Source organism: Chromohalobacter sp. HP20-39, assembly GCF_033052815.1.
In the GTDB taxonomy this organism is placed as follows: Bacteria; Pseudomonadota; Gammaproteobacteria; order Pseudomonadales; family Halomonadaceae; genus Chromohalobacter.
This window is the reverse complement of sequence record NZ_JAWHTP010000004.1, coordinates 287,963-307,331: the sequence shown is the minus strand read 5'-3', so window position 1 is coordinate 307,331 and position 19,369 is coordinate 287,963. Positions and strand designations below refer to the sequence as shown.

14 protein-coding genes are annotated in these 19,369 nt (G+C 61.1%); 8 read left to right on the top strand and 6 right to left on the bottom strand.

Translation table 11 applies throughout. The annotated features are described in order from the left end of the window. The first annotated feature begins 126 nt into the window (after window positions 1-126). Both argE and RVY79_RS10870 read left to right on the top strand, forming a co-directional pair. On the top strand, window positions 127-1,287 hold the full coding sequence (gene argE / locus RVY79_RS10875) for an acetylornithine deacetylase (protein ID WP_317464155.1): 1,161 nt from the start codon (window positions 127-129) through the stop codon (window positions 1,285-1,287). A gap of 68 nt (window positions 1,288-1,355) precedes the next feature. Beyond that, on the top strand, window positions 1,356-2,171 hold the full coding sequence (locus tag RVY79_RS10870; RefSeq protein WP_317464154.1) for a FadR/GntR family transcriptional regulator: 816 nt from the start codon (window positions 1,356-1,358) through the stop codon (window positions 2,169-2,171). Window positions 2,172-2,299: 128 nt separating this feature from the next. Here the strand turns inward: RVY79_RS10870 and RVY79_RS10865 are convergent, their stop codons facing one another. Together RVY79_RS10865 and RVY79_RS10860 are read right to left on the bottom strand one after the other, a co-directional pair. Next, window positions 2,300-4,108 carry an IlvD/Edd family dehydratase gene (locus tag RVY79_RS10865; protein ID WP_317464153.1) on the bottom strand — a complete coding sequence of 603 codons (1,809 nt, stop codon included), beginning with the start codon at window positions 4,106-4,108 and terminating at the stop codon, window positions 2,300-2,302. 187 nt (window positions 4,109-4,295) lie between these two features. Continuing rightward, window positions 4,296-6,041 carry an IlvD/Edd family dehydratase gene (locus tag RVY79_RS10860; protein ID WP_317464152.1) on the bottom strand — a complete coding sequence of 582 codons (1,746 nt, stop codon included), beginning with the start codon at window positions 6,039-6,041 and terminating at the stop codon, window positions 4,296-4,298. A gap of 367 nt (window positions 6,042-6,408) precedes the next feature. Here RVY79_RS10860 and RVY79_RS10855 point away from each other — a divergent pair, with 367 nt between their 5' ends. The 3 genes from RVY79_RS10855 (at window position 6,409) to RVY79_RS10845 (ending at window position 10,502) form a co-directional block, all read left to right on the top strand. Further along, complete coding sequence (locus RVY79_RS10855) at window positions 6,409-7,569, top strand: fumarylacetoacetate hydrolase family protein (protein WP_317464151.1); 1,161 nt, start codon at window positions 6,409-6,411, stop codon at window positions 7,567-7,569. A 163-nt stretch (window positions 7,570-7,732) separates the two neighbouring features. Next, window positions 7,733-8,752 (top strand): TRAP transporter substrate-binding protein, encoded by a 1,020-nt coding sequence (locus tag RVY79_RS10850; RefSeq protein WP_317464150.1) that lies wholly within the window; start codon window positions 7,733-7,735, stop codon window positions 8,750-8,752. A gap of 172 nt (window positions 8,753-8,924) precedes the next feature. Next, window positions 8,925-10,502, top strand: coding sequence for an aldehyde dehydrogenase (NADP(+)) (locus RVY79_RS10845; protein ID WP_317464149.1), 1,578 nt, complete (start codon window positions 8,925-8,927; stop codon window positions 10,500-10,502). A gap of 140 nt (window positions 10,503-10,642) precedes the next feature. Here the strand turns inward: RVY79_RS10845 and RVY79_RS10840 are convergent, their stop codons facing one another. Then, window positions 10,643-12,346 (bottom strand): DEAD/DEAH box helicase, encoded by a 1,704-nt coding sequence (locus RVY79_RS10840; protein WP_317464148.1) that lies wholly within the window; start codon window positions 12,344-12,346, stop codon window positions 10,643-10,645. 395 nt (window positions 12,347-12,741) lie between these two features. Between RVY79_RS10840 and RVY79_RS10835 the strand changes: the two genes are divergently transcribed. Further along, window positions 12,742-13,200, top strand: coding sequence for a YaiI/YqxD family protein (locus RVY79_RS10835; protein ID WP_317464147.1), 459 nt, complete (start codon window positions 12,742-12,744; stop codon window positions 13,198-13,200). A gap of 27 nt (window positions 13,201-13,227) precedes the next feature. On the opposite strand, the gene RVY79_RS10830 is transcribed toward RVY79_RS10835, so the two are convergent. Together RVY79_RS10830 and RVY79_RS10825 are read right to left on the bottom strand one after the other, a co-directional pair. Then, window positions 13,228-14,232, bottom strand: coding sequence for a glutathione S-transferase family protein (locus RVY79_RS10830; RefSeq protein WP_317464146.1), 1,005 nt, complete (start codon window positions 14,230-14,232; stop codon window positions 13,228-13,230). A 114-nt stretch (window positions 14,233-14,346) separates the two neighbouring features. Next, window positions 14,347-15,261: a LysR family transcriptional regulator gene (locus RVY79_RS10825; protein WP_317464145.1), complete on the bottom strand. Its 915-nt coding sequence runs from the start codon at window positions 15,259-15,261 to the stop codon at window positions 14,347-14,349. A gap of 93 nt (window positions 15,262-15,354) precedes the next feature. On the opposite strand from RVY79_RS10825, the gene RVY79_RS10820 reads away from it, so the two are divergent. Next, complete coding sequence (locus RVY79_RS10820) at window positions 15,355-16,203, top strand: pirin family protein (RefSeq protein ID WP_317464144.1); 849 nt, start codon at window positions 15,355-15,357, stop codon at window positions 16,201-16,203. A gap of 267 nt (window positions 16,204-16,470) precedes the next feature. Then, window positions 16,471-18,069 (top strand): peptidoglycan DD-metalloendopeptidase family protein, encoded by a 1,599-nt coding sequence (locus RVY79_RS10815; RefSeq protein ID WP_317464143.1) that lies wholly within the window; start codon window positions 16,471-16,473, stop codon window positions 18,067-18,069. A 74-nt stretch (window positions 18,070-18,143) separates the two neighbouring features. Here the strand turns inward: RVY79_RS10815 and RVY79_RS10810 are convergent, their stop codons facing one another. Continuing rightward, window positions 18,144-19,364: a CmpA/NrtA family ABC transporter substrate-binding protein gene (locus tag RVY79_RS10810; RefSeq protein ID WP_317464142.1), complete on the bottom strand. Its 1,221-nt coding sequence runs from the start codon at window positions 19,362-19,364 to the stop codon at window positions 18,144-18,146. Window positions 19,365-19,369: the final 5 nt, after the last annotated feature.

Below are 19,369 nucleotides of genomic sequence, written 5' to 3'. Positions count from 1 at the left end.
GAGAATGCTCTCCTGACTGGATGAATGAACGCTCTCAAGATGACGCACGCTCGCGCCAGCGTCAAAGTGACGTGCCGCGACATCGGCGTGCTAGGCTGGCGCAAAACATCCCGCGGGGAGACCGCCATGCCTAATACCACTGCCCTGCTCGAACGTCTGATTGGCTTCGACACCGTGTCACGACATTCCAACCTGGAATTGATCGCCTTCATCGAGACCTACCTTGCCGAGCATGACGTGCCGTGTACTCGTATCGCCAACGATGACGGCAGCAAGGCTAATCTGCTGACCCGCATCGGCCCCGAGGTGGCGGGCGGCGTGGTGCTATCCGGGCATACCGACGTGGTACCGGTGGACGGCCAGCCCTGGTGCAGCGATCCCTTCACGCTAACCGACAAGGGCGATGGTCGTCTCTACGGTCGCGGTAGCTGCGACATGAAAGGCTTCATCGCCAGCGCGTTGGCACAGGTACCGCAGTGGCAAGCGCTCGACTTGCAGCGCCCCATCTACCTGGCGTTTTCCTACGACGAGGAGGTCGGTTGCCTGGGCGCGCCACGCTTGATCGAGCGTTTGATGGCCGACGCACCCACTCCGGCGGCAGTGATCGTCGGTGAACCCACGCTGATGGCGCCGGTCGTGGCCCAGAAAGGCATCACCAACCTGCGTACCACGGTGACCGGTCGCGAGGCACATTCCAGCCAGGTACGCCAAGGCGTCTCCGCCGTGCATGTGGCGGCCCGCCTGGTGACCCGTATCGAGGACATCATGGCGGAGCTGGTCGCGGAGGGCCATGTCGATCCACTCTTCAATGTGCCCCACTCCAGCCTGCACGTGGGCAAGATCCAGGGTGGCACGGCGATCAACATCATGGCCCGCGAGTGCCATTTCGACTGGGAGATCCGCCACCTGCCGACGGACGGCTTCGAGGCCTTGTTCGAGCGCTTCCAGCACTACGCCGAGACGCTGATGCGCGAATTACGCCCACGCGCGCCCCAGATCGACATTCATACCCAGCACCTGACCGAGACCGTGCCCGCGCTGGCCGACCGCGACAACCAGCCAGCGCTCGAACTCTGCCATGCGCTACTGGATGACGCCGACAACGAAGCCGTGGCCTATGCCACCGAGGCCGGTCAATTCCAGCATGCCGGCCTGCCCACCGTCATCTGCGGCCCCGGCAGCATCGCCCAGGCGCACCAGCCCGACGAGTACCTGGAAGTGGCACAACTCGACGCGGCCGATGCCTTCATGGCTAAGCTTGGGCAGCGTCTTGTAGCGCCCGGCTAGCGCCAGCGTATTCAACGCATATCACCAGCCACGCTGCGCGCGGCACCGACCATCGGCGCCTTGTCGAAATGTTCGACATATGCCAGCGTGAGCGAAATGATTCGGAACGATGTCACGTGAAGAGCAAACAAACCCCATCCCGAAAACGCCCCAGCGTCGCTGAGGCGCTGGCACAGGAAATCTTCTCCGGCGAGTATCAGCCAGGCGATTTCGTCCCCCGCGAAATCGATCTGTGCGCGCGCTTCGCCCTCAATCGCTCGGCGGTGCGTAGCGACCTGCGCCAGTTGGTCGATGCCGGGATCATCGAACGCATATCAGGGCACGGCTCGAAGGTCCGTGAATACCCGGAGTGGAACATTCTCGATGCTCAAGTGACCGAGTGGATGACGCGCTATGCCGCGCCCAATCCCGGTGTCCAGCGCGAGATTCTGGCCTTTCGTCTCGACGTGGAGCCCTATGTCGCCATGACCGCCGCCAAGCACGCTACCGCGCGTGACTTGGTCGCCATCGAAGAGGCCTTCAACGGCATGGGCAGCGACCTCGACGATCCCACTGTCAACCGTGACGGCCGCCTGCATAGCGACTATGACATCGCCTTCCATGTGGCGATCTTCAAGGCCACGCACAACATCGTCTGGTCACAGCTTTCGCACATTCTGCGACCCTCTATATTGCTGTTGATCGAGACCTCGAACGTCAGCGCCAGCGACCCCGCGGAGAGTCTGGAGCGCCATCGACTGCTGATGGAAAGCATTCGCGCACGCCGGCCACGCGATGCCTTTCGCGCCTCGCAGGCCGTACTCGCCGGCACCGCCAGCGCCTTGGGCTTGGAAATCCCCGACACACCGCTTGGACATAGCGCCGAGCTGTTGTCCGAAACCTGACACGCACCGACCGAGCGCTCTCAACTCACGCTCCCGCAAAACAAGTCGGGCGTCGCATGGCGACGCCCGGTTGGGTGGCTAAGTACTTGGCAATGAGTACTCAGCGGTGAGTACTGGGTCATGACGACTCAGTGATTGTCGCGTGGCGGGCTCTGGCGGGCGACATCGCGATACTTGGTGGCGGGGCCCAGCGTCATGCCGCGATCGAGCTGTTCGACCATGCCGCGCTGAATTTCCTGCCAGGGCGTCTGATCCACCGGATAGATGTAACCGCCGCGTGATTCCAGCGCCTGGCGACGTTTCGACAACTCGGCGTCATCGACCAGCAGATTGGCTTCGCCGCGCTTGAGATCGATACGAATCCGGTCACCTGTTTCCAGCAGCGCCAGGCCGCCGCCCACTGCCGCTTCGGGGGCCGCGTTGAGGATCGAGGGCGAGCCCGAGGTGCCCGACTGACGACCGTCGCCGATGCATGGCAGCGATTCAATGCCTTGACGGATCAGCGCCTCCGGCGGCTGCATGTTGACGACCTCAGCACTCCCCGGATGGCCGATCGGTCCGGCCCCGCGCATGATCAGGATAGTGTTCTCGTCGATCTCGAGCGACGGATCGTCGATGCGCGCATGATAATCCTCGGAGCCATCGAATACCGCCACCTTGCCTTCGAAGGCATCCAGATCGTCGGCCTGGCTCAGGAAACGCTTGCGGAAGTCGCTGGCGATCACGCTGGTCTTCATCAACGCCGAGTCGAACAAATTGCCCTTGAGATTGATGAAGCCGGCCTCTTCCACCAGCGGGTTGTCGTAGCGGCGAATGATATCGTCGTCCAGGGTTTCACGCCCGGCCGTATTCTCCGCCAATGTCTTGCCGTTGACCGTTGGCACGTCACCATGCAGGCGCCCGGCCTTGATCAACTCGCTGAGCACTGCGGGCACACCACCGGCCCGGTGGAACTCCTCGGAAAGATAGATCCCCGCCGGCATCACATTGGCCAGCAACGGGATTTCATGCCCGAGGCGCTGCCAGTCGTCGTTGGTCAACTCGATCCCCGCGTGACGGGCGATGGCGTTGATATGCACCGGCGCATTCGAGGACCCGCCCAGCGCCGAACACACCACGATGGCATTTTCGCAGGCCTCGCGGGTAATGATATCCAGCGGACGCAGGTCTTCCCACACCATGTCGACGATGCGCGTCCCGGTCTGGTAGGCGACCATCGAGCGCTCCTTGTAGGGCGCCGGGATCATCGCCGAGCCAGGCAGGCTCATACCCAACGCCTCGGCCATGGAATTCATCGTCGAGGCGGTCCCCATGGTGTTGCAGTGACCCACGGAAGGCGCCGAATCGGTGGCGCGAGACAGGAATTCCTCATAGCCGATATCCCCTGCCGCGAGACGTTTACGCAGTTCCCAGATGATGGTGCCCGAACCCACGCGTTCTTGGGTGCCGCGCCAGCCATTGAGCATCGGCCCACCGGAGAGCACGATCGCCGGAATGTTGGCCGTCGCCGCCGCCATCAGACACGCAGGCGTGGTCTTGTCACAGCCGGTGGTCAGCACCACGCCGTCTAACGGATAGCCATGCAGGACTTCCACCAAGCCCAGATACGCCAGGTTGCGATCCAGCGCCGCCGTCGGTCGGCGCACGTTTTCATGAATGGGATGCAGAGGAAACTCGAACGGCACGCCGCCGGCGGCACGGATGCCATCCTTGACGCGTTTCACCAGGTCGATATGGTGGCGATTGCAAGGCGTCAGGTCGGAGCCCGACTGCGCGATGCCGATGATCGGCTTACCGCTCTTGAGTTCCTCCAAGGTTAGACCGTAATTCATATAGCGCTCGATACACAGCGCCGTGGTCCCCGGATGCTCGGGGTTGTCGAACCACCAGCGCGAGCGCAGTTGGTCGGGGGTCATGCGGCGATTGTCGGCGGACATCAGGTTATCTCCTCTCGAAAGAACAATCGGCTCCTGTGTAAGTCAAACATATTGCGAGTATGTTCAACATACTCCGATAGGTGTAGAGACTCAGCTTCCCCGCGCCGTGCAACGCCGCAACGCAAGAAGGCGACCCATTTCGGCCGCCTTCTCGTTTTTCATACCCTCTTTTTCGTTAGTCCGGCCCTCAGTGCGAGTGACGAGGCACCTCGGCACCGCGACAGCCGACCAGGAAGTCGAAGTCGCAGCCTTGATCGGCCTGCAGCACATGCTCGATATAGAGCTGGCGATAGCCGCCGGTGCTGGCAATTTGGGTCGACTCGGCGGTGGGATCGGCCTCGGCCAGGCGCGCGGCAAGCTCGGCGTCATCGACCTCTAGATGCAACGTGCCAGCATATGCATCCAGGGCGATCAAGTCGCCATTACGCACCGCCGCGAGGGGCCCTCCGGCGGCGGCTTCCGGCGCCACATGGAGAACCACGGTACCGTAGGCGGTGCCGCTCATGCGCGCATCTGAAATGCGCACCATGTCGGTGATGCCCTGTTCGAGCAGCTTGGACGGCAGCCCCATATTGCCGACCTCAGCCATGCCGTGATAGCCGCGCGGCCCGCAGTTCTTCATCACCAGGATATCGTCGGCGGTGACATCGAGATCGGGATCGTTGATGCGTGCCTTATAGTCATCGAAATTCTCGAAAACCACGGCACGGCCACGGTGCGTCATCAGCTCGGGCGTCGCCGCGGAGGGCTTGAGGACAGCGCCGTTGGGCGCGAGATTGCCGCGCATCACGCACATGCCGCCATCCTCGCGCAACGGCGTATCGAGGGGACGAATCACGGCATCGTTGTACAGCGGCGCATCCTCCACGTTCTCCCACAACGTCTTGCCGTTGATGGTCAGGGCGTCCTTGTGCGGCAGCCGGTCAGCCTCGCCAAGACGCCGCAGCACAGCTGGCAAACCACCTGCATAGTAGAACTCTTCCATCAGATAGCGCCCCGATGGCTGCAGGTCGACGATGGTCGGCGTACCACGCCCGATGCGCGTCCAGTCGTCCAGCGTCAGGTCGACCCCGATGCGTCCGGCGATGGCTTGCAAGTGAATGACCGCATTGGTCGAACCGCCGATGGCCGCGTTGGTGCGAATGGCGTTCTCGAAGGCTTGCTTGGTCAGCACCTTGGAGAGCTTGAGATCCTCGTGGACCATCTCGACGATGCGGTTACCGGACAGGTGGGCCAGTACATAGCGACGCGAATCCACCGCCGGGATCGCCGCGTTGTGCGGCAAGGAGGTGCCCAGCGATTCGGCCATGCAAGCCATTGTCGAGGCGGTGCCCATGGTGTTGCAGGTGCCGGCAGAGCGTGACATGCCCGCCTCGGCAGCCATGAAGTCGTGCAGCGAGATCTTGCCGGCTTTCACTTCTTCGGAGAGTTTCCACACCACGGTGCCCGAGCCGATATCCTTGCCTTCATGCTTGCCGTTGAGCATCGGTCCGCCAGTGACCACGAGCGTGGGAATATCGCAGCTCGCCGCGCCCATCAGCAACGCCGGAGTGGTCTTGTCGCAGCCCACCAGCAGCACCACCGCGTCCATGGGGTTGCCGCGAATCGCTTCCTCGACATCCATGCTCGCCAGGTTGCGAGTGAACATCGCCGTGGGCCGCAGGTTGGACTCGCCGTTGGAAAACACCGGGAACTCTACCGGGTAGCCGCCCGCCTCGAGAATACCCTGCTTGACGTGTTCGGCGAGCTTGCGGAAGTGCGCGTTGCAGGGCGTGAGCTCCGACCAGGTGTTGCAGATACCGATGATCGGCTTGCCCTGGAATTCATGGTCGGGAATGCCCTGATTCTTCATCCAACTGCGATACATGAAACCGTTCTTATCGGCGGTGCCAAACCATTCGGCGCTGCGCAGTCGGCGGGGGGACTGACTCATCAGGGACTCCTTCTCGTGACATTCGCATTAGCGTTGCCGACACCATAAACGTCTTTCTTAATAACCGGATAATGTCAAAAAACACCTCAATTGATATACAAGACAATATCAAAAAAATGGAACGCTCTTGTCATCTCCCGCCGGGAGCGCTGTCACGGCCTCGAGTCCTCATCGATATTTCACGCCAAGACACTGATAAAAAGATCATTCCATCCTTTCAATACGCACGGTCACGACCTCCCAGCCCCTTGTATCGGCGACCCAATACAGCCTGAGCAATGGCAACGGGTATACGAATGTCTATGTTGAACATGTGAGATCTATGTTCAACATTTACCCCTAACGCGATGAAGCCAAGGGCGCTCCCATGAATGAATTCCACCCGTTTCTCCCCCAGGACGCCGGCAACGATCGTCTGATCGGCCGTATGTGGGACCCTGATGTGCAAGGGCCACGCCTAGTCACCGTGCGCGACGGCATGCTGCACGATATCAGCACGCTCGCTCCCACGTTCAGCGCTTTGCTGGAGTTCGACGACCTGGCAACGCGCATTGCTCAGGCGCCGGATGCGCCACTCCTCAAGGTCAGCGACTGCTTGGAAGCTTCGCTCGACGCCGAGGGCGATCCTGCCACCTGGCACCTTCTGGCGCCCTGCGATTTGCAGGCGATCAAGGCCTGCGGAGTGACGTTCGCATCATCGATGCTGGAGCGGGTGATCGAGGAACAGGCGCGCGGCGATAGTCAGAAGGCCGCGACATTGCGCGAGACCGTCACCTCGCTGATCGGCGACGATCTTTCCCGCTTGACGCCAGGCTCCGCCGAGGCCCAAGCCCTCAAGGCGAAGCTGGTCGAGCTCGACGTCTGGTCGCAATACCTCGAGGTCGGTATCGGCCCCGACGCCGAAGTGTTCACCAAATCGCAACCCATGTCGGCAGTGGGCCTGGGGCACCGGGTCGGTATTCATCCAGCCTCAAAGTGGAACAACCCCGAGCCCGAGGTCGTGCTGGCGGTGGACTCACGCGGCCAGGTACGCGGCGCGACGCTCGGCAACGACGTCAACCTGCGCGATGTCGAAGGGCGCAGCGCCCTGTTGCTGGGCAAGGCCAAGGACAATAACGCCTCCTGCGCCATCGGCCCCTTCGTGCGCCTGTTCGATGATGATTTCGACATCGACAGTGTCCGCGCCCTGGAGGTGACGCTGGATGTTCGTGGTGAGGATGGCTTCCATCTGGATGCGGTGAGTTCGATGAACCAGATCAGTCGCGACCCGCTCGACCTCGTCGCCCAGACACTCGGCAGCCATCACCAGTATCCAGACGGCTTCATGCTGTTTCTGGGGACATTATTCGCCCCGACCCAGGATCGCGATACCCAAGGCAGCGGCTTCACCCACCACCTCGAGGATGTAGTGACCATCGCCACCCCAACGCTCGGGGCGCTGGTCAATCGCGTCGACACCAGTGACCGCATCCGGCCCTGGCAGTTCGGCAGCGGCGCCCTGCTGAACTACCTGATGCGTGTTAATTGAGTCGCCCTGACGGCGCGAAACGACTGACACGATATTTTGCTCATGGATGGACCGAAGAGGCCCTTCCGACATGACCCCAGGTTCGCCAAGCGAACGCCTATGGCTCGGCATCATGCCGACACCATGTATTTACTGATAACAACAAGCTTCAATGGAGATCGAAATGCTCAATCTAAAACAGGTACTTATCGCTACCGGCTCCCTCCTGCTGGTGGGAATGTCCAGCGCACAGGCAGCGCAATATGACTGGAAATTTCAGGCTTCGGAAACATCGGGCGAGCCCAGCTTCAAGATAAAACAAAAATGGGCCGACAAGATCGAAACCATGACGGATGGCAAGGTCAATATTGAAGTCATGCCCATTAACTCCGTCGTTGGTCCCACAGAAACACTGCAGGCGGTATCCTCGGGGATTCTGCAAGGCCATATGACGGATCCCAGCTACTTCTCCGGGCAAAACCCGGCGTTCGGGATGATGGGGAATCTGGTCGGTGCCTGGAGCAACCCCTACGACTTCCTCGAATACATGAAGCATGGAGGTGGCGAGAAAATCTACAATCAGCTGGCAGAGCGTTACGGCACCCACCTGATTTCCGCAGCGACCTTCCCCCTCGAGTCCATTCCCTCAACGGTGAAGATCGACGAAATCAAGGATTTCGAGGGACTGAAGATTCGTGCTCCCCAAGGCATGGTTTACAACATCTTCGAGAGAATCGGTGCGACCCCCGTCAATTTGCCGGGGTCTGAAGTCTATACCGCACTGGAAAAAGGTGTGATTGACGCCGCCGACTCGACGGTGCTCTCCAATAACGATGCCCAGGGTATTCATGACTTCGCATCGTATCCGTTGTACCCCGGCTTCCACTCCATGCCCATGATCGCCGTTTCAATCAACAAGCAGATCTGGGATGGCCTGTCGGAGGATCTAAAGACCACCCTGGAAACCGCTTTTGATGCCATGGCCTATGACCTGATCGCCCAGCTCAAGGAAGCCGATATCAAGACGCTGGAGAAACTCAAGCAAGACCCTGATGTTCATCCGGTCGACCTGTCCGCCGAAGAACGCAAGAAGTTCCGTCAGGCCGCCGAGAAAGAATGGAAAGTCTGGGCTGACAAGAACGAGATCACACAGAAGTACTATGATTCAGTGACCCAATTCCTCAAGACGCGTGGCCTCTTGTAACCCCCAACGGCAAAAGAGATGAACGCCACCGTCTCATGGACGCTTGGTGATATCACCAGGCGTCCTGACGGCTGGCGTTCACTCTTGTCAAGGAGTGGCGGCGACATGCCGCTGTTGAATTCCGAACGCACCATCTCCATTTCTAACCTGTTCACCCTGCCAGGAGGCAAGAATGATATTGGAAGGCAAGCAGATCATCGGACAAGACATTGCAGCCGGCCCCGGCGCCAGCTTTCAGGCAGTCGATCCCGCCAGTGGCGAGAACCTGCCGCCCGAGTTTACCAGTGCCGATAGCCAGCAGGTCGAGCGCGCCTGTCAGCTTGCCTGGGATGCCTTCGATGCGTATCGGGAAACCTCACTGGAAGAAAGAGCCAAGTTTCTGGAAACCATCGCCGAGGAAATCGAGCACTTGGGTGGCGGTCTGATCGAGCGCGCCATGAGCGAAAGCGGCCTGCCAGTCGCGCGTATCGAAGGCGAGCGAGGCCGTACCTGTAACCAGTTGCGCCTTTTCGCGAGTGTCGTCCGTGCCGGCGAATGGCTCGACGTCCGTGTCGACCCGGCCCTGCCCGAGCGCACGCCGATGCCACGCCCCGACTTGCGCCAGCGCCACATCGCTCTGGGCCCGGTCACGGTCTTCGGCGCCAGCAACTTCCCGCTGGCCTTCTCTGTGGCGGGCGGTGATACCGCCTCCGCACTGGCGGCAGGCTGCCCGGTAATCGTCAAGGCACACGCGGCGCATCCTGGCACATCCGAGCTGGTAGCGCGCGCCATTCAGAAAGCCGCTCAGAAGTGCAACATGCCCGAAGGCGTGTTCTCCATGCTCTTCGATGCCGGTTACGAGGTAGGCACTGCGCTGGTCAAGCATCCCAACATCAAGGCAGTCGGCTTCACCGGTTCACGCAAAGGTGGCCTGGCACTGCAACAAGCCGCGCAATCGCGCCCCGAGCCGATCCCGGTCTACGCCGAGATGAGCAGCATCAACCCCGTCTTCCTGATGCCCAAGGCGCTCGAAGCACGCGGTACCGACCTCGCGCAATCCTTCGTCGGCTCCGTTTCCATGGGCGCGGGCCAGTTCTGCACAAACCCCGGCCTGGTGATCGGCGTCAAGAGTCCGGCGCTGGATAATTTCATCGAGGAGGCTGGCAAGGCGCTCAAGGACACGCCCGCAAGCACCATGCTGACGCCGGGCATTCATTCAGCCTATGAGCAAGGCGTCGCCAAGCTGGCAGGTAACGCCAAGGTCACTGAAGTGGGCCGTGGCCTAACCGGCGAAGGTGAGAACCAGTGCCAGGCCGGTCTCTTCACCACGCAAGGGGCGGACCTTCTAGCCGACGAATCGCTACAGGACGAAGTCTTCGGCGCCACGTCATTGGTCGTGATCTGCAACGATCTGGACGAAATGAAACGCGTTGCCGAAGCTCTGGAAGGCCAGTTGACCGCCACTCTGCAGATGGACGAAGACGATACTCAGGATGCGGCACAGCTGTTACCCACACTGGAACGCAAGGCCGGCCGCATCATGGCCAACGGCTGGCCGACCGGTGTCGAGGTCTGCCATGCCATGGTGCACGGTGGCCCCTTCCCGGCCACGTCCGATGCACGCTCCACCTCCGTGGGTAGCGCCGCAATCTTCCGCTTCCTGCGTCCGGTGTGCTATCAGAACCTCTCCGATTCGCTGCTACCCGAAGCACTCAAGGAAGCGAACGGCTTGAACCTGAAGCGCCTCGTCGACGGCAAGCGCGAAGGGTAACGTCACTCGGTAGGCCTTCGCCCTTCCGGGCGAAGCGCCTTATCCAACGCAAATGCCCCATGGCAGCAATGTGCCATGGGGCATTTTTCATGGCCGCCCGTCAGGTAACGGGCGGCATACGTGAGCCGTTGGTGGCTAGATTACGCCTGCGAGCGATTCTTGGAGTCGTCATCATCACGATTACGGCGCGGCGCGCGCTCCTGGCCACCGCGATCCTCGGCGATTTCAAGCGGGCGGCCGGCGACACGCGCCTGACCGATGCGTGAGAGCACGGCTGCCGGCAGCGTATTCGGCAATTCGACCACGGAGAAGGCGTTGCGAATGTCGATGCGACCGATCTTGCCACCATCGATGCCGCCTTCGTTGGCCAAGGCACCGACCAGTTGACCGGGCTTGACGCCATCCTTGTGCCCCACCGATACACGGTAACGGGTCATGCCGGCACTTGGCCCACGATCACGGCGATTGGGTTTGTCGTCGCGGCCGCCGCCCTGGCGGGGAGAACGACGCTCGCCAGGCTTCGGCAAGCGGCCGATGGGAGCTTCGCCCGAACGCGCCATGCTGGCCATGGCACAAGCCAGATCGACGGCATCATAACCGTCATCGACCAAGCCTTCGATCAGCTCACGCTGATAGTCGCTACCGCTCTCCAGCGTCTCCAGAACGCGCTTGCGGAACAACTCGTCACGATGCGCGCGGATGACAGACTCATCGGGCAACTCGACTTCCTTCATCGGCTGGCCGGTGACACGCTCCATGTCACGTACGCGACGCTGCTCGCGGCCACCGGCGAAGGTGATCGCCACGCCCTTGCGTCCAGCACGCCCCGTCCGCCCGATGCGGTGAGTATACGCTTCACCGTCTTGCGGCAGGTCATAATTGAAAACGTGCGTAATACGCGGCACGTCGAGACCGCGCGCGGCAACGTCAGTGGCGATGAGGACATCGACCTTGCCACGCTTGAGGCGCTCGACGGTACGCTCGCGCAGACTCTGGTCAAGGTCGCCGGACAGCGCCGCCGCGTTCACGCCGCGCAGCAATAGCTGTTCGACCAAGGTGGTGCAGGCAGCACGCGTACGCACGAAGGCGATAGCGGCGTCTACCGGCTCGACCTCGAGCAGGCGCGATAGCGCCTCAAGCTTGGCACCACCTTCGATACGTACCAGCCGCTGCTCGATACCTTCGGCGGTCTTGGTCTTGGTCTCGATCATGATCCTCAGCGGATCGACCAGGTAATGATCGACGATGCGTGAGATCTCATTAGGCAAGGTCGCGGAGAAGAACACACGCTGTGCATCTTGCGGCGTATCGGAGACCACGCGCTTGACGTCATCGATGAAGCCCATGCGCAGCATTTCGTCGGCTTCGTCGAGTACCAGCGCATTGAGGCCGTCGAGCTTGAGGCTGCCACGGTCGAGGTGGTCAATTACACGTCCCGGTGTGCCGACGACGACCTGGGCGCCGCGACGCAACCCACTGAGCTGTTCACGATATTCCTGGCCGCCGCACAGGCTAAGAACCTCGAGACCCTTGAGGTCACGGCCGTACTGGACGAAAGAAGCGGCAACCTGCTGCGCCAGCTCACGTGTAGGCGCAAGCACCAGCACTTGTGGCTGACGACGCTTGAGGTCAAGACGCGACAACAGCGGCAAGGCAAAGGCAGCGGTCTTGCCCGTACCGGTCTGAGCCTGGCCCAGCACATCGCGCCCTTCGAGTAGCGCAGGAATGGTTTTAGTCTGAATCAGGGAGGGCGTCTCATATCCCAGTGATTCGAGCGTAGAAAGAAGAACAGACGGCAGCGAAAGCTCGGCGAAAGTCGACGAGGCAGCGGGAGTCGTGGTCATGTCACACCTTGGATAGCCGGAGCGAACCGGCGGAAAAATTCAAGGCGCCTTCATTGCCCATCGGCCGCTCGGCCTGGGGCATCGAAACAAAAGGCGCCGGTCGCAGCACCTGCGTCCTGTCGCATACGCGACAGCTGTGGCGACCTTACGCGTCATTGCGCGCCATCGATGCGGCAAGCGCTCTCACGGCCGGCTCGAAGCGAGCGGGCAATGCGCCTTGCGCAGAAACGTCCTCAAGGCCCAACCACATTATGAGTGGAAGGCACATCGCACAGGGACGAATACAGGATGGAGGGGTCAACACATGCGAGGAAATGGCATACTACCATCGACTAATGGCTTTGCCCAATCTTAATTCATCCATCAAGCCTATTCGCTTATCGAGAGAGTTCCCCATGCCGACGCTGTGGATCGATGCCGACGCGTGCCCCCGTCACGCCCGCGAGATCATCGTGCGTGCCGCCGAACGTACCCAGACCCCGACACGCTTCGTCGCCAATCACCGCCTGCCCCTGCCGCCCTCGGCCTGGGTCAGCGCGCTGGCCGTTCCCGGGGGGTTCGATGCCGCCGACGACGCCATCGTCGACCGAGTGGCGCCGGGCGATCTCGTCGTCACCGCCGACCTCCCCCTGGCGGAAGCCGCGCTGGCACGCGGCGCCGAGGTCATCACCAATCGTGGCGAAACGCTGACCCGCGACAGCATCCGTGCCCAGGTGCAGATGCGTGACTTCATGGAAACCCTACGCGCCAGCGGCGAGCACACCGGCGGCCCCTCGCCCTATGGCGATGTCGAACGGCGCACCTTCGCCAATGCGCTCGATCGCTGGCTGACACGTGCCCAGCAGCGACGCTGATACATCGCCCTCGCAGTCTGTCGGGCTTCACCGAGCGTCGCGAATGCCCTGCCCCGGCAACCGTTCACGGTCATGGGGACGCTCCAGATCCAGCAACGGCCCCTGGGGGACGATGCGTGTCGGGTTGATGGTGTCGTGGCTATAATAATAGTGACGCTTTATATGATCGAAATTCACCGTCTCGGCAATGCCCGGCCACTGGTACAGTTCGCGCAGGTAGTTCGACAGGTTGGGGTAGTCCTCGATGCGCCGCAGATTGCACTTGAAGTGCCCGTGATAGACGGCATCGAAGCGAACTAGCGTGGTGAAAAGCCGAATGTCCGCCTCGGTAAACCACTCGCCGGCAAGGTAGCGCTGCGTGTCGAGCCGAGCCTCGAGCCGCTCGAGTGCCGCGAACAACGCCGTGACGTGCTTTTCGTAGACCGCCTGTTGCGTGGCGAAGCCGGCCTTGTAAACGCCGTTGTTGATGTGATCGTAGACGTCGGCGTTGACGGCATCGATGGTCTCGCGGAGATCCGCCGGGTAAAGATCCAGCCGGTTGCCAGTCAAATCATCGAACGCCCCGCCCAGCATGCGTACCAAGTCAGCAGACTCGTTGTTGACGATACGCCCTTCACGCCTATCCCACAGCGCCGGCACCGTCACGCGCCCGGTATAATCTGCGTCGGTCAGCGTATAGAGCTGATGGTGGTAATCGACACCATTGAGTGGATCGCCACTCGAGCCCTCGTCGATGGCATAGGACCAGCCCTGTTCCAGCATCAACGGACTGGTATGCGACACGCCGACCAAATCCTCGAGCCCCTTGAGCTTACGCACGATCAGGGTGCGATGCGCCCACGGGCAGGCCAACGACACATATAGATGAAAACGCCCTGCCTCGGCCGCGATGCCGGGCTGACCTTGCGGCCCCGGCGACCCGTCCGGCGTCACCCAGTCGCGTAACTGGGCGGACTCGCGAACGAATTCACCGCCGTGCTTCTTGGTGTCATACCACTGGTCGTGCCAACGACCCTCGATCAACAACCCCATACTTGCCTCCTGCGCGCGACCTGATGCTTGATGAGCGGATGACCGATGCTCGATCACCCTCGATGCCGCTCAGCATAAATCGATTGATTCGACGCTCAAGCGCATTAAAGCGGCCTAACCGTTCGTTTCTATCGAATGCTCATCGCAGCAATCGGCCACGGCTGCATGCAACGCCGCCGCTAGCGCCCGCGTGGCCGGACCAGCACGATCCCGATCGCGAAAGATAAGCTGCATCGACGCCTCACGACGCCCGCCTACCGCTAGGGGCAACGGTACAAGACTGCCCGTCCGCAGCGCCTCGCGAATGCGTGTCGTCGGCATCCAGGCGAACCCCAGTCCACGGCACAGCATATCCACCGACGTCACCAGATGGCTCAAGGTCCAGCGCTGCTCGGCCTTGAGCCACCCCGCATCCATCGACTGGCGCAGCGCCGAATCGCGCACCACCAACTGACGATGCTGCTCCAGATCGCGCAGGTCGAGTTCACGTCCCAGATGCTGCAAGGGATGCGCCGGATGCGATACGGCCAGAAACGCCACGTTGACCAGCGGCTCGCCCAGGAAACCCTGGGCGGCGATGCCGGACACGACCAGGTCGGCGCGCCCATCGTAGAGCATCTCGACACCGCCGTTGAGCACGGTCTCATGCAGTTGAACACGAACATGAGGATAGTGCCGCGACACACTGTCCAGCGCCTGTGCCAGGGCATCCGGCGGAAAGAGCTGATCGACGGCAATCACCACCTCGGCTTCGAGCCCCTCCCCCAAGCGCTCGGCGACATCTTCCAGTGCATCGGCGCTTTCCAGCAACTGCCGGGCACGGCGTAGCAACATATCGCCCGCCTCGGTCAAGCGCACCTGGCGTCCCACGGGCTCCAGGACCTGGACGCCGAGTTGCTCTTCGAGCTTGTGAACCGCGTGATTGAGTGTGGAAGGACTCTTGTGCACGGCGTCGGCGGCACGCGCGAATCCACCATGATCGACCACGGCGGCGAGCATTCGCCATTGCGCTAACGTGACGTTGGCCATTCGATTTCCTCGAAGGTTAAGAGCAAAAATATGCGATTAATTTTCGAAAAATACGAACTAAAATACCAGTCATTGTCATCAAGAGGATTCACCATGACACAGGCAACGCAGACTCACCGCCAGATCAAGCACATTCGCTCCAGCCACCCCAGCCAGGACGGCGATGGTGTCAAGATCAAACGCCTCCACGACTTCGAGGGCGGACTCGATCCCTTCCTGATGCTCGACGAACTGGGGTCCGATCAGCCCGATGACTATATCGGCGGCTTTCCGCCACACCCACACCGGGGCATGCAGACACTCACCTATGTCATTCACGGGGGGCTGACGCACGAGGATCATCTTGGACACAGCAGCACCATCCATGCCGGCGATGCGCAATGGATGCACACCGGACGCGGGATGATCCACTCCGAAATGCCACTGACCGACAACCAAGGTCTCCACGCCTTTCAGTTGTGGATCAACCTGCCGGCAAGCGACAAGCTGAGCACGGCCACATACCGCGATATACGCGCGCAGGAAATGCCACGCCTCGAAGGGCAAGGCAGCCACCTGGTCGCCCTCGGCGGTCACTGGCAAAGCGCCACAGCCAGCATCGACGGCCCTCTCGATGCCTTGGCCGGCAATGCCGGTGTCGCCGATGTCCACCTTGACTCGGGCATATTGTCACTAAAACAGCTAGATGATGAGACCGTGCTGGTATATACCTATATGGGAACGGTAAAAATTGGCAACCAAGCGGTAACCGCTGGCAATCTGGCGGTGCTCGAAGCGGGCGACGCGCTCACCCTGGAAGCGGACGGCCAGGCTGGCGCCCTGCTCCTGCGAGGCACACCGCATCGCGAACCGATCGCCCATTACGGCCCTTTCGTGATGAACTCACGCAGCGAGCTGGAGGCCGCCATGCAGGCCTATAAAGACGGCAGCTTGACCGACTGAAATTGTGCAATTAGTGTACATCGCGTGGCGCCGGTAAGGGATTACTCACATAGCCACGCATACAAGGCAAGCCGCTAATACCGGCTTGCCGTTGCTGTATGCATGACCTGTATACATGAACAGGATAGGCATTTCGTTTAGTATAGGTTATCGTTTCAATGCCTTTTATCTATTCAACGTTCACGTATATGGCTTCTATTTATCATGTTGCGGATTCTTCATTCGCTGCCCCGCACACATAAGTTAATTTTGTTACCGGTCGCCACCATGGTGACCGTGCTGGGCGCGCACAAAATCGTTACCGTCATCGACGACAATGGTGGCAACTCAGCCACTCACCAGATCACTCAAGACGTCGGCGATTCTCATTCGTCGTCGCCCTCGCTGGCGGGCAATGCCCTCGATACCCTGGAGACTGTGACCACTCGCGATATCCCGCTGAGTGAGCTCAAGGCCCAGGAGATCGTCGATGTCGACTTCATCGACAAGGCGCACGCCGCTGACAACACTGTCTCCGATGCGCCGGCCTTCGAAACGCAGGCTTCCTCCTCACTTGCGACCAGCGCACTGGAATCAGCCATGCAACTGCTGGGATCGTTCTCCGAAGACGAACCTGACGATGGTACCTTGGGAGGTACGTCCTACGGAGATTTTTCCATCGATCCCGAAGAGCTGCACGATCCAGACGGCTCACCAGAGCTCGATCGAGAGATCGCCGCACAGCAGGATTTCGTGCCGGAGTGGCAAACCTATACCGTTCAGCCTGGCGACACCTTCGCCGTCACTGCCGAACGCACGCTTGGGCTAGGCTACGGCACGGTCATGAATATCCTCGACAGCATGCCTGACAAGAAAGTCCTGACACGCTGGCGAGTGGGTCGCTCGTTCGATTACAAGCTCGACGAGGACGGCGACCTGCTGGCATTGCGCGTCATGAAGAATGCCCGCAAGGGATATCTGATCAAGCGCAAATCCCCCGCAGACGACTTCAACGTTTCCAATGTCACCAAGGCAACCGAAGCCACCCAGCGTCTATTCGCCGGTACGGTCAACGGTAGCTTTACCCTCTCGGCGCAGTCCACCGGCCTTTCCAGCGCCGAAGTAGCCCAGTTGACGAACCTGCTCTCGAAGAAACTGGATTTCCGCCGCAACACGCGTGCCGGCGACCGCTTTCAGGTACTCGTCGAGTCCGACATGCTGGAAGGCGAAAGCCTCGACTCACGCATTCTCGCCGCCCAGTATCAAGGCGAACGCATGGACCTGACCGTGGTGCGCAACAGTGCCAATGACCGCTTCTATACACCCGACGGCCAAAGCCTGGACCCGGCTTTCAACCGTTACCCGTTCGAGGGCCGCCCGCGCATCAGTTCGTCGTTCAACCTGCGCCGCAAGCACCCAGTCACCGGGCGAATCAGCCCCCACCGCGGCACGGATTTCGCCGTACGCACCGGCACAGCGATTGAGTCTCCGGCAGCAGGTCGCGTGATCAAGTCAGCCTATCAGAAAAACGGTGCCGGCAATTACCTGGTCATCCGCCACGACAATGGCTACAAGACCCGCTACATGCATCTCTCAAAGCGCCTGGTCGAGGAAGGCGATCGGGTGACGATGGGCCAGAAGGTCGGGCTGTCGGGTAACACCGGGCGCAGTACCGGCCCCCACCTGCACTATGAAGTCATGGTCAACAATAGCCAGGTCGACGCCATGCGCGTCAAGCTGCCCGAGAACACGAGTCTAGAAGGCAAGCAGTTGGCGGCGTTCAAGAAAGAGTCCAAGCCATTGCTCGCCAAGCTGGAAAGCGACAGCGATACGCCGGCCATCGCCAGCGTGCGTACTCTCAACGAGAATCCGGGCGACGAAGGCTAGGAGGCCCCTCCTGGACGCCAACTTCTCACAAATCGCCCCACCATAGCGGTGGGGCGATTTGCGTTTCACCCTCCTCAGCCTCGGTCTCGGCCCGAAAAACACCCACCGCCCAGCAGTTGATCGCTGCCCATGGCGATGGCACCACGACTTCCTTCCAGCGACCATTCAGTTGCATGTTCGCCTTCGCTTTTGGCATCGACGAGCGGATAACTGAGGCCCAGGTCATCGGCCGCTTCGCGGAAAAGGTCCGGCCGCACGCAACGCGACAAGCAGTCCTCTAGCGCCGGCGTAGCGACGTCCAGATGTTGCCAACGCCGCATCTGCTCGGCATACCATCGCAAATGCGATCGCCAGGGGAAATTCGCCGCATGGCGATGGAAGACACTCACGCCATGCGGCACCGAACCACTCTCCGCTGCCATGCTCTCCTCCACCACGGTAGGCGGCACGTCCAGGTAGCCTTTTTCGCACATCAAGCGAGCCGCCTCGTTACGCTGCGCCGGGGCATCCAGCCAGGCGCAGGCCTCGAGCAGCGCCCGCAGCACCGCACGGTGCGTCGCCGGATAAGCCTCGGCCCATGCCTCGCGCACCGCGAAGACCTTTTCCTGCCCGTGCTGCCAGATGTCATGACTGCCGATCAGCACGCGGCCGCTTTCACGACGTGCCGCGAGTGTATTCCAGGGCTCGCCGACACAGTAACCATCCAGCCAACCAGCCTCGAGTTGCTTCGCCACCAAGGGCGGGGGCACTACGCGCAGATCGAGATCGCGATCGGGATCGACGCCGCCTTCCGCCAGCCAGTAACGCAATTGATAGTGGTGCGAGGAAAACGGATACACGCTGGCGAAACGCAACGCCGGTTCGCCCGCGACACGTCGTTGACGCACCACAGCTCCCAAGGCGCGGGCTGATATCGGCGTCCGCGCCATGGCATCGGGATCCGCCGAGCGCATGCTGGCATACAGCGCATTGGATACGGTGATGGCATTACCACCGAGACTCAGCGTCAGCGCCGAGAGCATCGGCGTAGGGCGTCCATCGAGCCCCAATGTCGAGGCCAGCGGCATCAGCGGCAACATCTGCGCGCCATCGAGGAGCCCAAGCTGCATAGCATCCCGTAAACCGGCCCACGACGATTCCACTTGCAGCGTCACATCCAACCCATGCGCCGCGAAAAAGCCACACTCACGCGCGACCACCAACGGCGCGGCATCGTTGAGTGGTAACATGCCCAGGATCAGCGTATCGCGCTCGGGCGAGGGCCACTCGTCTCGAGACGCTTGGGGGTCATTCATCATTG

What these genes read in the sequence shown, in the direction of transcription:
- RVY79_RS10810 (WP_317464142.1), bottom strand. Translation starts at nt 19,364, where the DNA reads ATGAATGACCCCCAAGCGTCTCGAGACGAGTGGCCCTCGCCCGAGCGC.
- RVY79_RS10865 (WP_317464153.1), bottom strand. Translation starts at nt 4,108, where the DNA reads ATGTCCGCCGACAATCGCCGCATGACCCCCGACCAACTGCGCTCGCGC.
- RVY79_RS10815 (WP_317464143.1), top strand. Translation starts at nt 16,471, where the DNA reads ATGGTGACCGTGCTGGGCGCGCACAAAATCGTTACCGTCATCGACGAC.
- RVY79_RS10860 (WP_317464152.1), bottom strand. Translation starts at nt 6,041, where the DNA reads ATGAGTCAGTCCCCCCGCCGACTGCGCAGCGCCGAATGGTTTGGCACC.
- RVY79_RS10850 (WP_317464150.1), top strand. Translation starts at nt 7,733, where the DNA reads ATGCTCAATCTAAAACAGGTACTTATCGCTACCGGCTCCCTCCTGCTG.
- RVY79_RS10825 (WP_317464145.1), bottom strand. Translation starts at nt 15,261, where the DNA reads ATGGCCAACGTCACGTTAGCGCAATGGCGAATGCTCGCCGCCGTGGTC.
- RVY79_RS10830 (WP_317464146.1), bottom strand. Translation starts at nt 14,232, where the DNA reads ATGGGGTTGTTGATCGAGGGTCGTTGGCACGACCAGTGGTATGACACC.
- RVY79_RS10845 (WP_317464149.1), top strand. Translation starts at nt 8,925, where the DNA reads ATGATATTGGAAGGCAAGCAGATCATCGGACAAGACATTGCAGCCGGC.
- RVY79_RS10835 (WP_317464147.1), top strand. Translation starts at nt 12,742, where the DNA reads ATGCCGACGCTGTGGATCGATGCCGACGCGTGCCCCCGTCACGCCCGC.
- argE (WP_317464155.1), top strand. Translation starts at nt 127, where the DNA reads ATGCCTAATACCACTGCCCTGCTCGAACGTCTGATTGGCTTCGACACC.
- RVY79_RS10840 (WP_317464148.1), bottom strand. Translation starts at nt 12,346, where the DNA reads ATGACCACGACTCCCGCTGCCTCGTCGACTTTCGCCGAGCTTTCGCTG.
- RVY79_RS10820 (WP_317464144.1), top strand. Translation starts at nt 15,355, where the DNA reads ATGACACAGGCAACGCAGACTCACCGCCAGATCAAGCACATTCGCTCC.
- RVY79_RS10855 (WP_317464151.1), top strand. Translation starts at nt 6,409, where the DNA reads ATGAATGAATTCCACCCGTTTCTCCCCCAGGACGCCGGCAACGATCGT.
- RVY79_RS10870 (WP_317464154.1), top strand. Translation starts at nt 1,356, where the DNA reads ATGTTCGACATATGCCAGCGTGAGCGAAATGATTCGGAACGATGTCAC.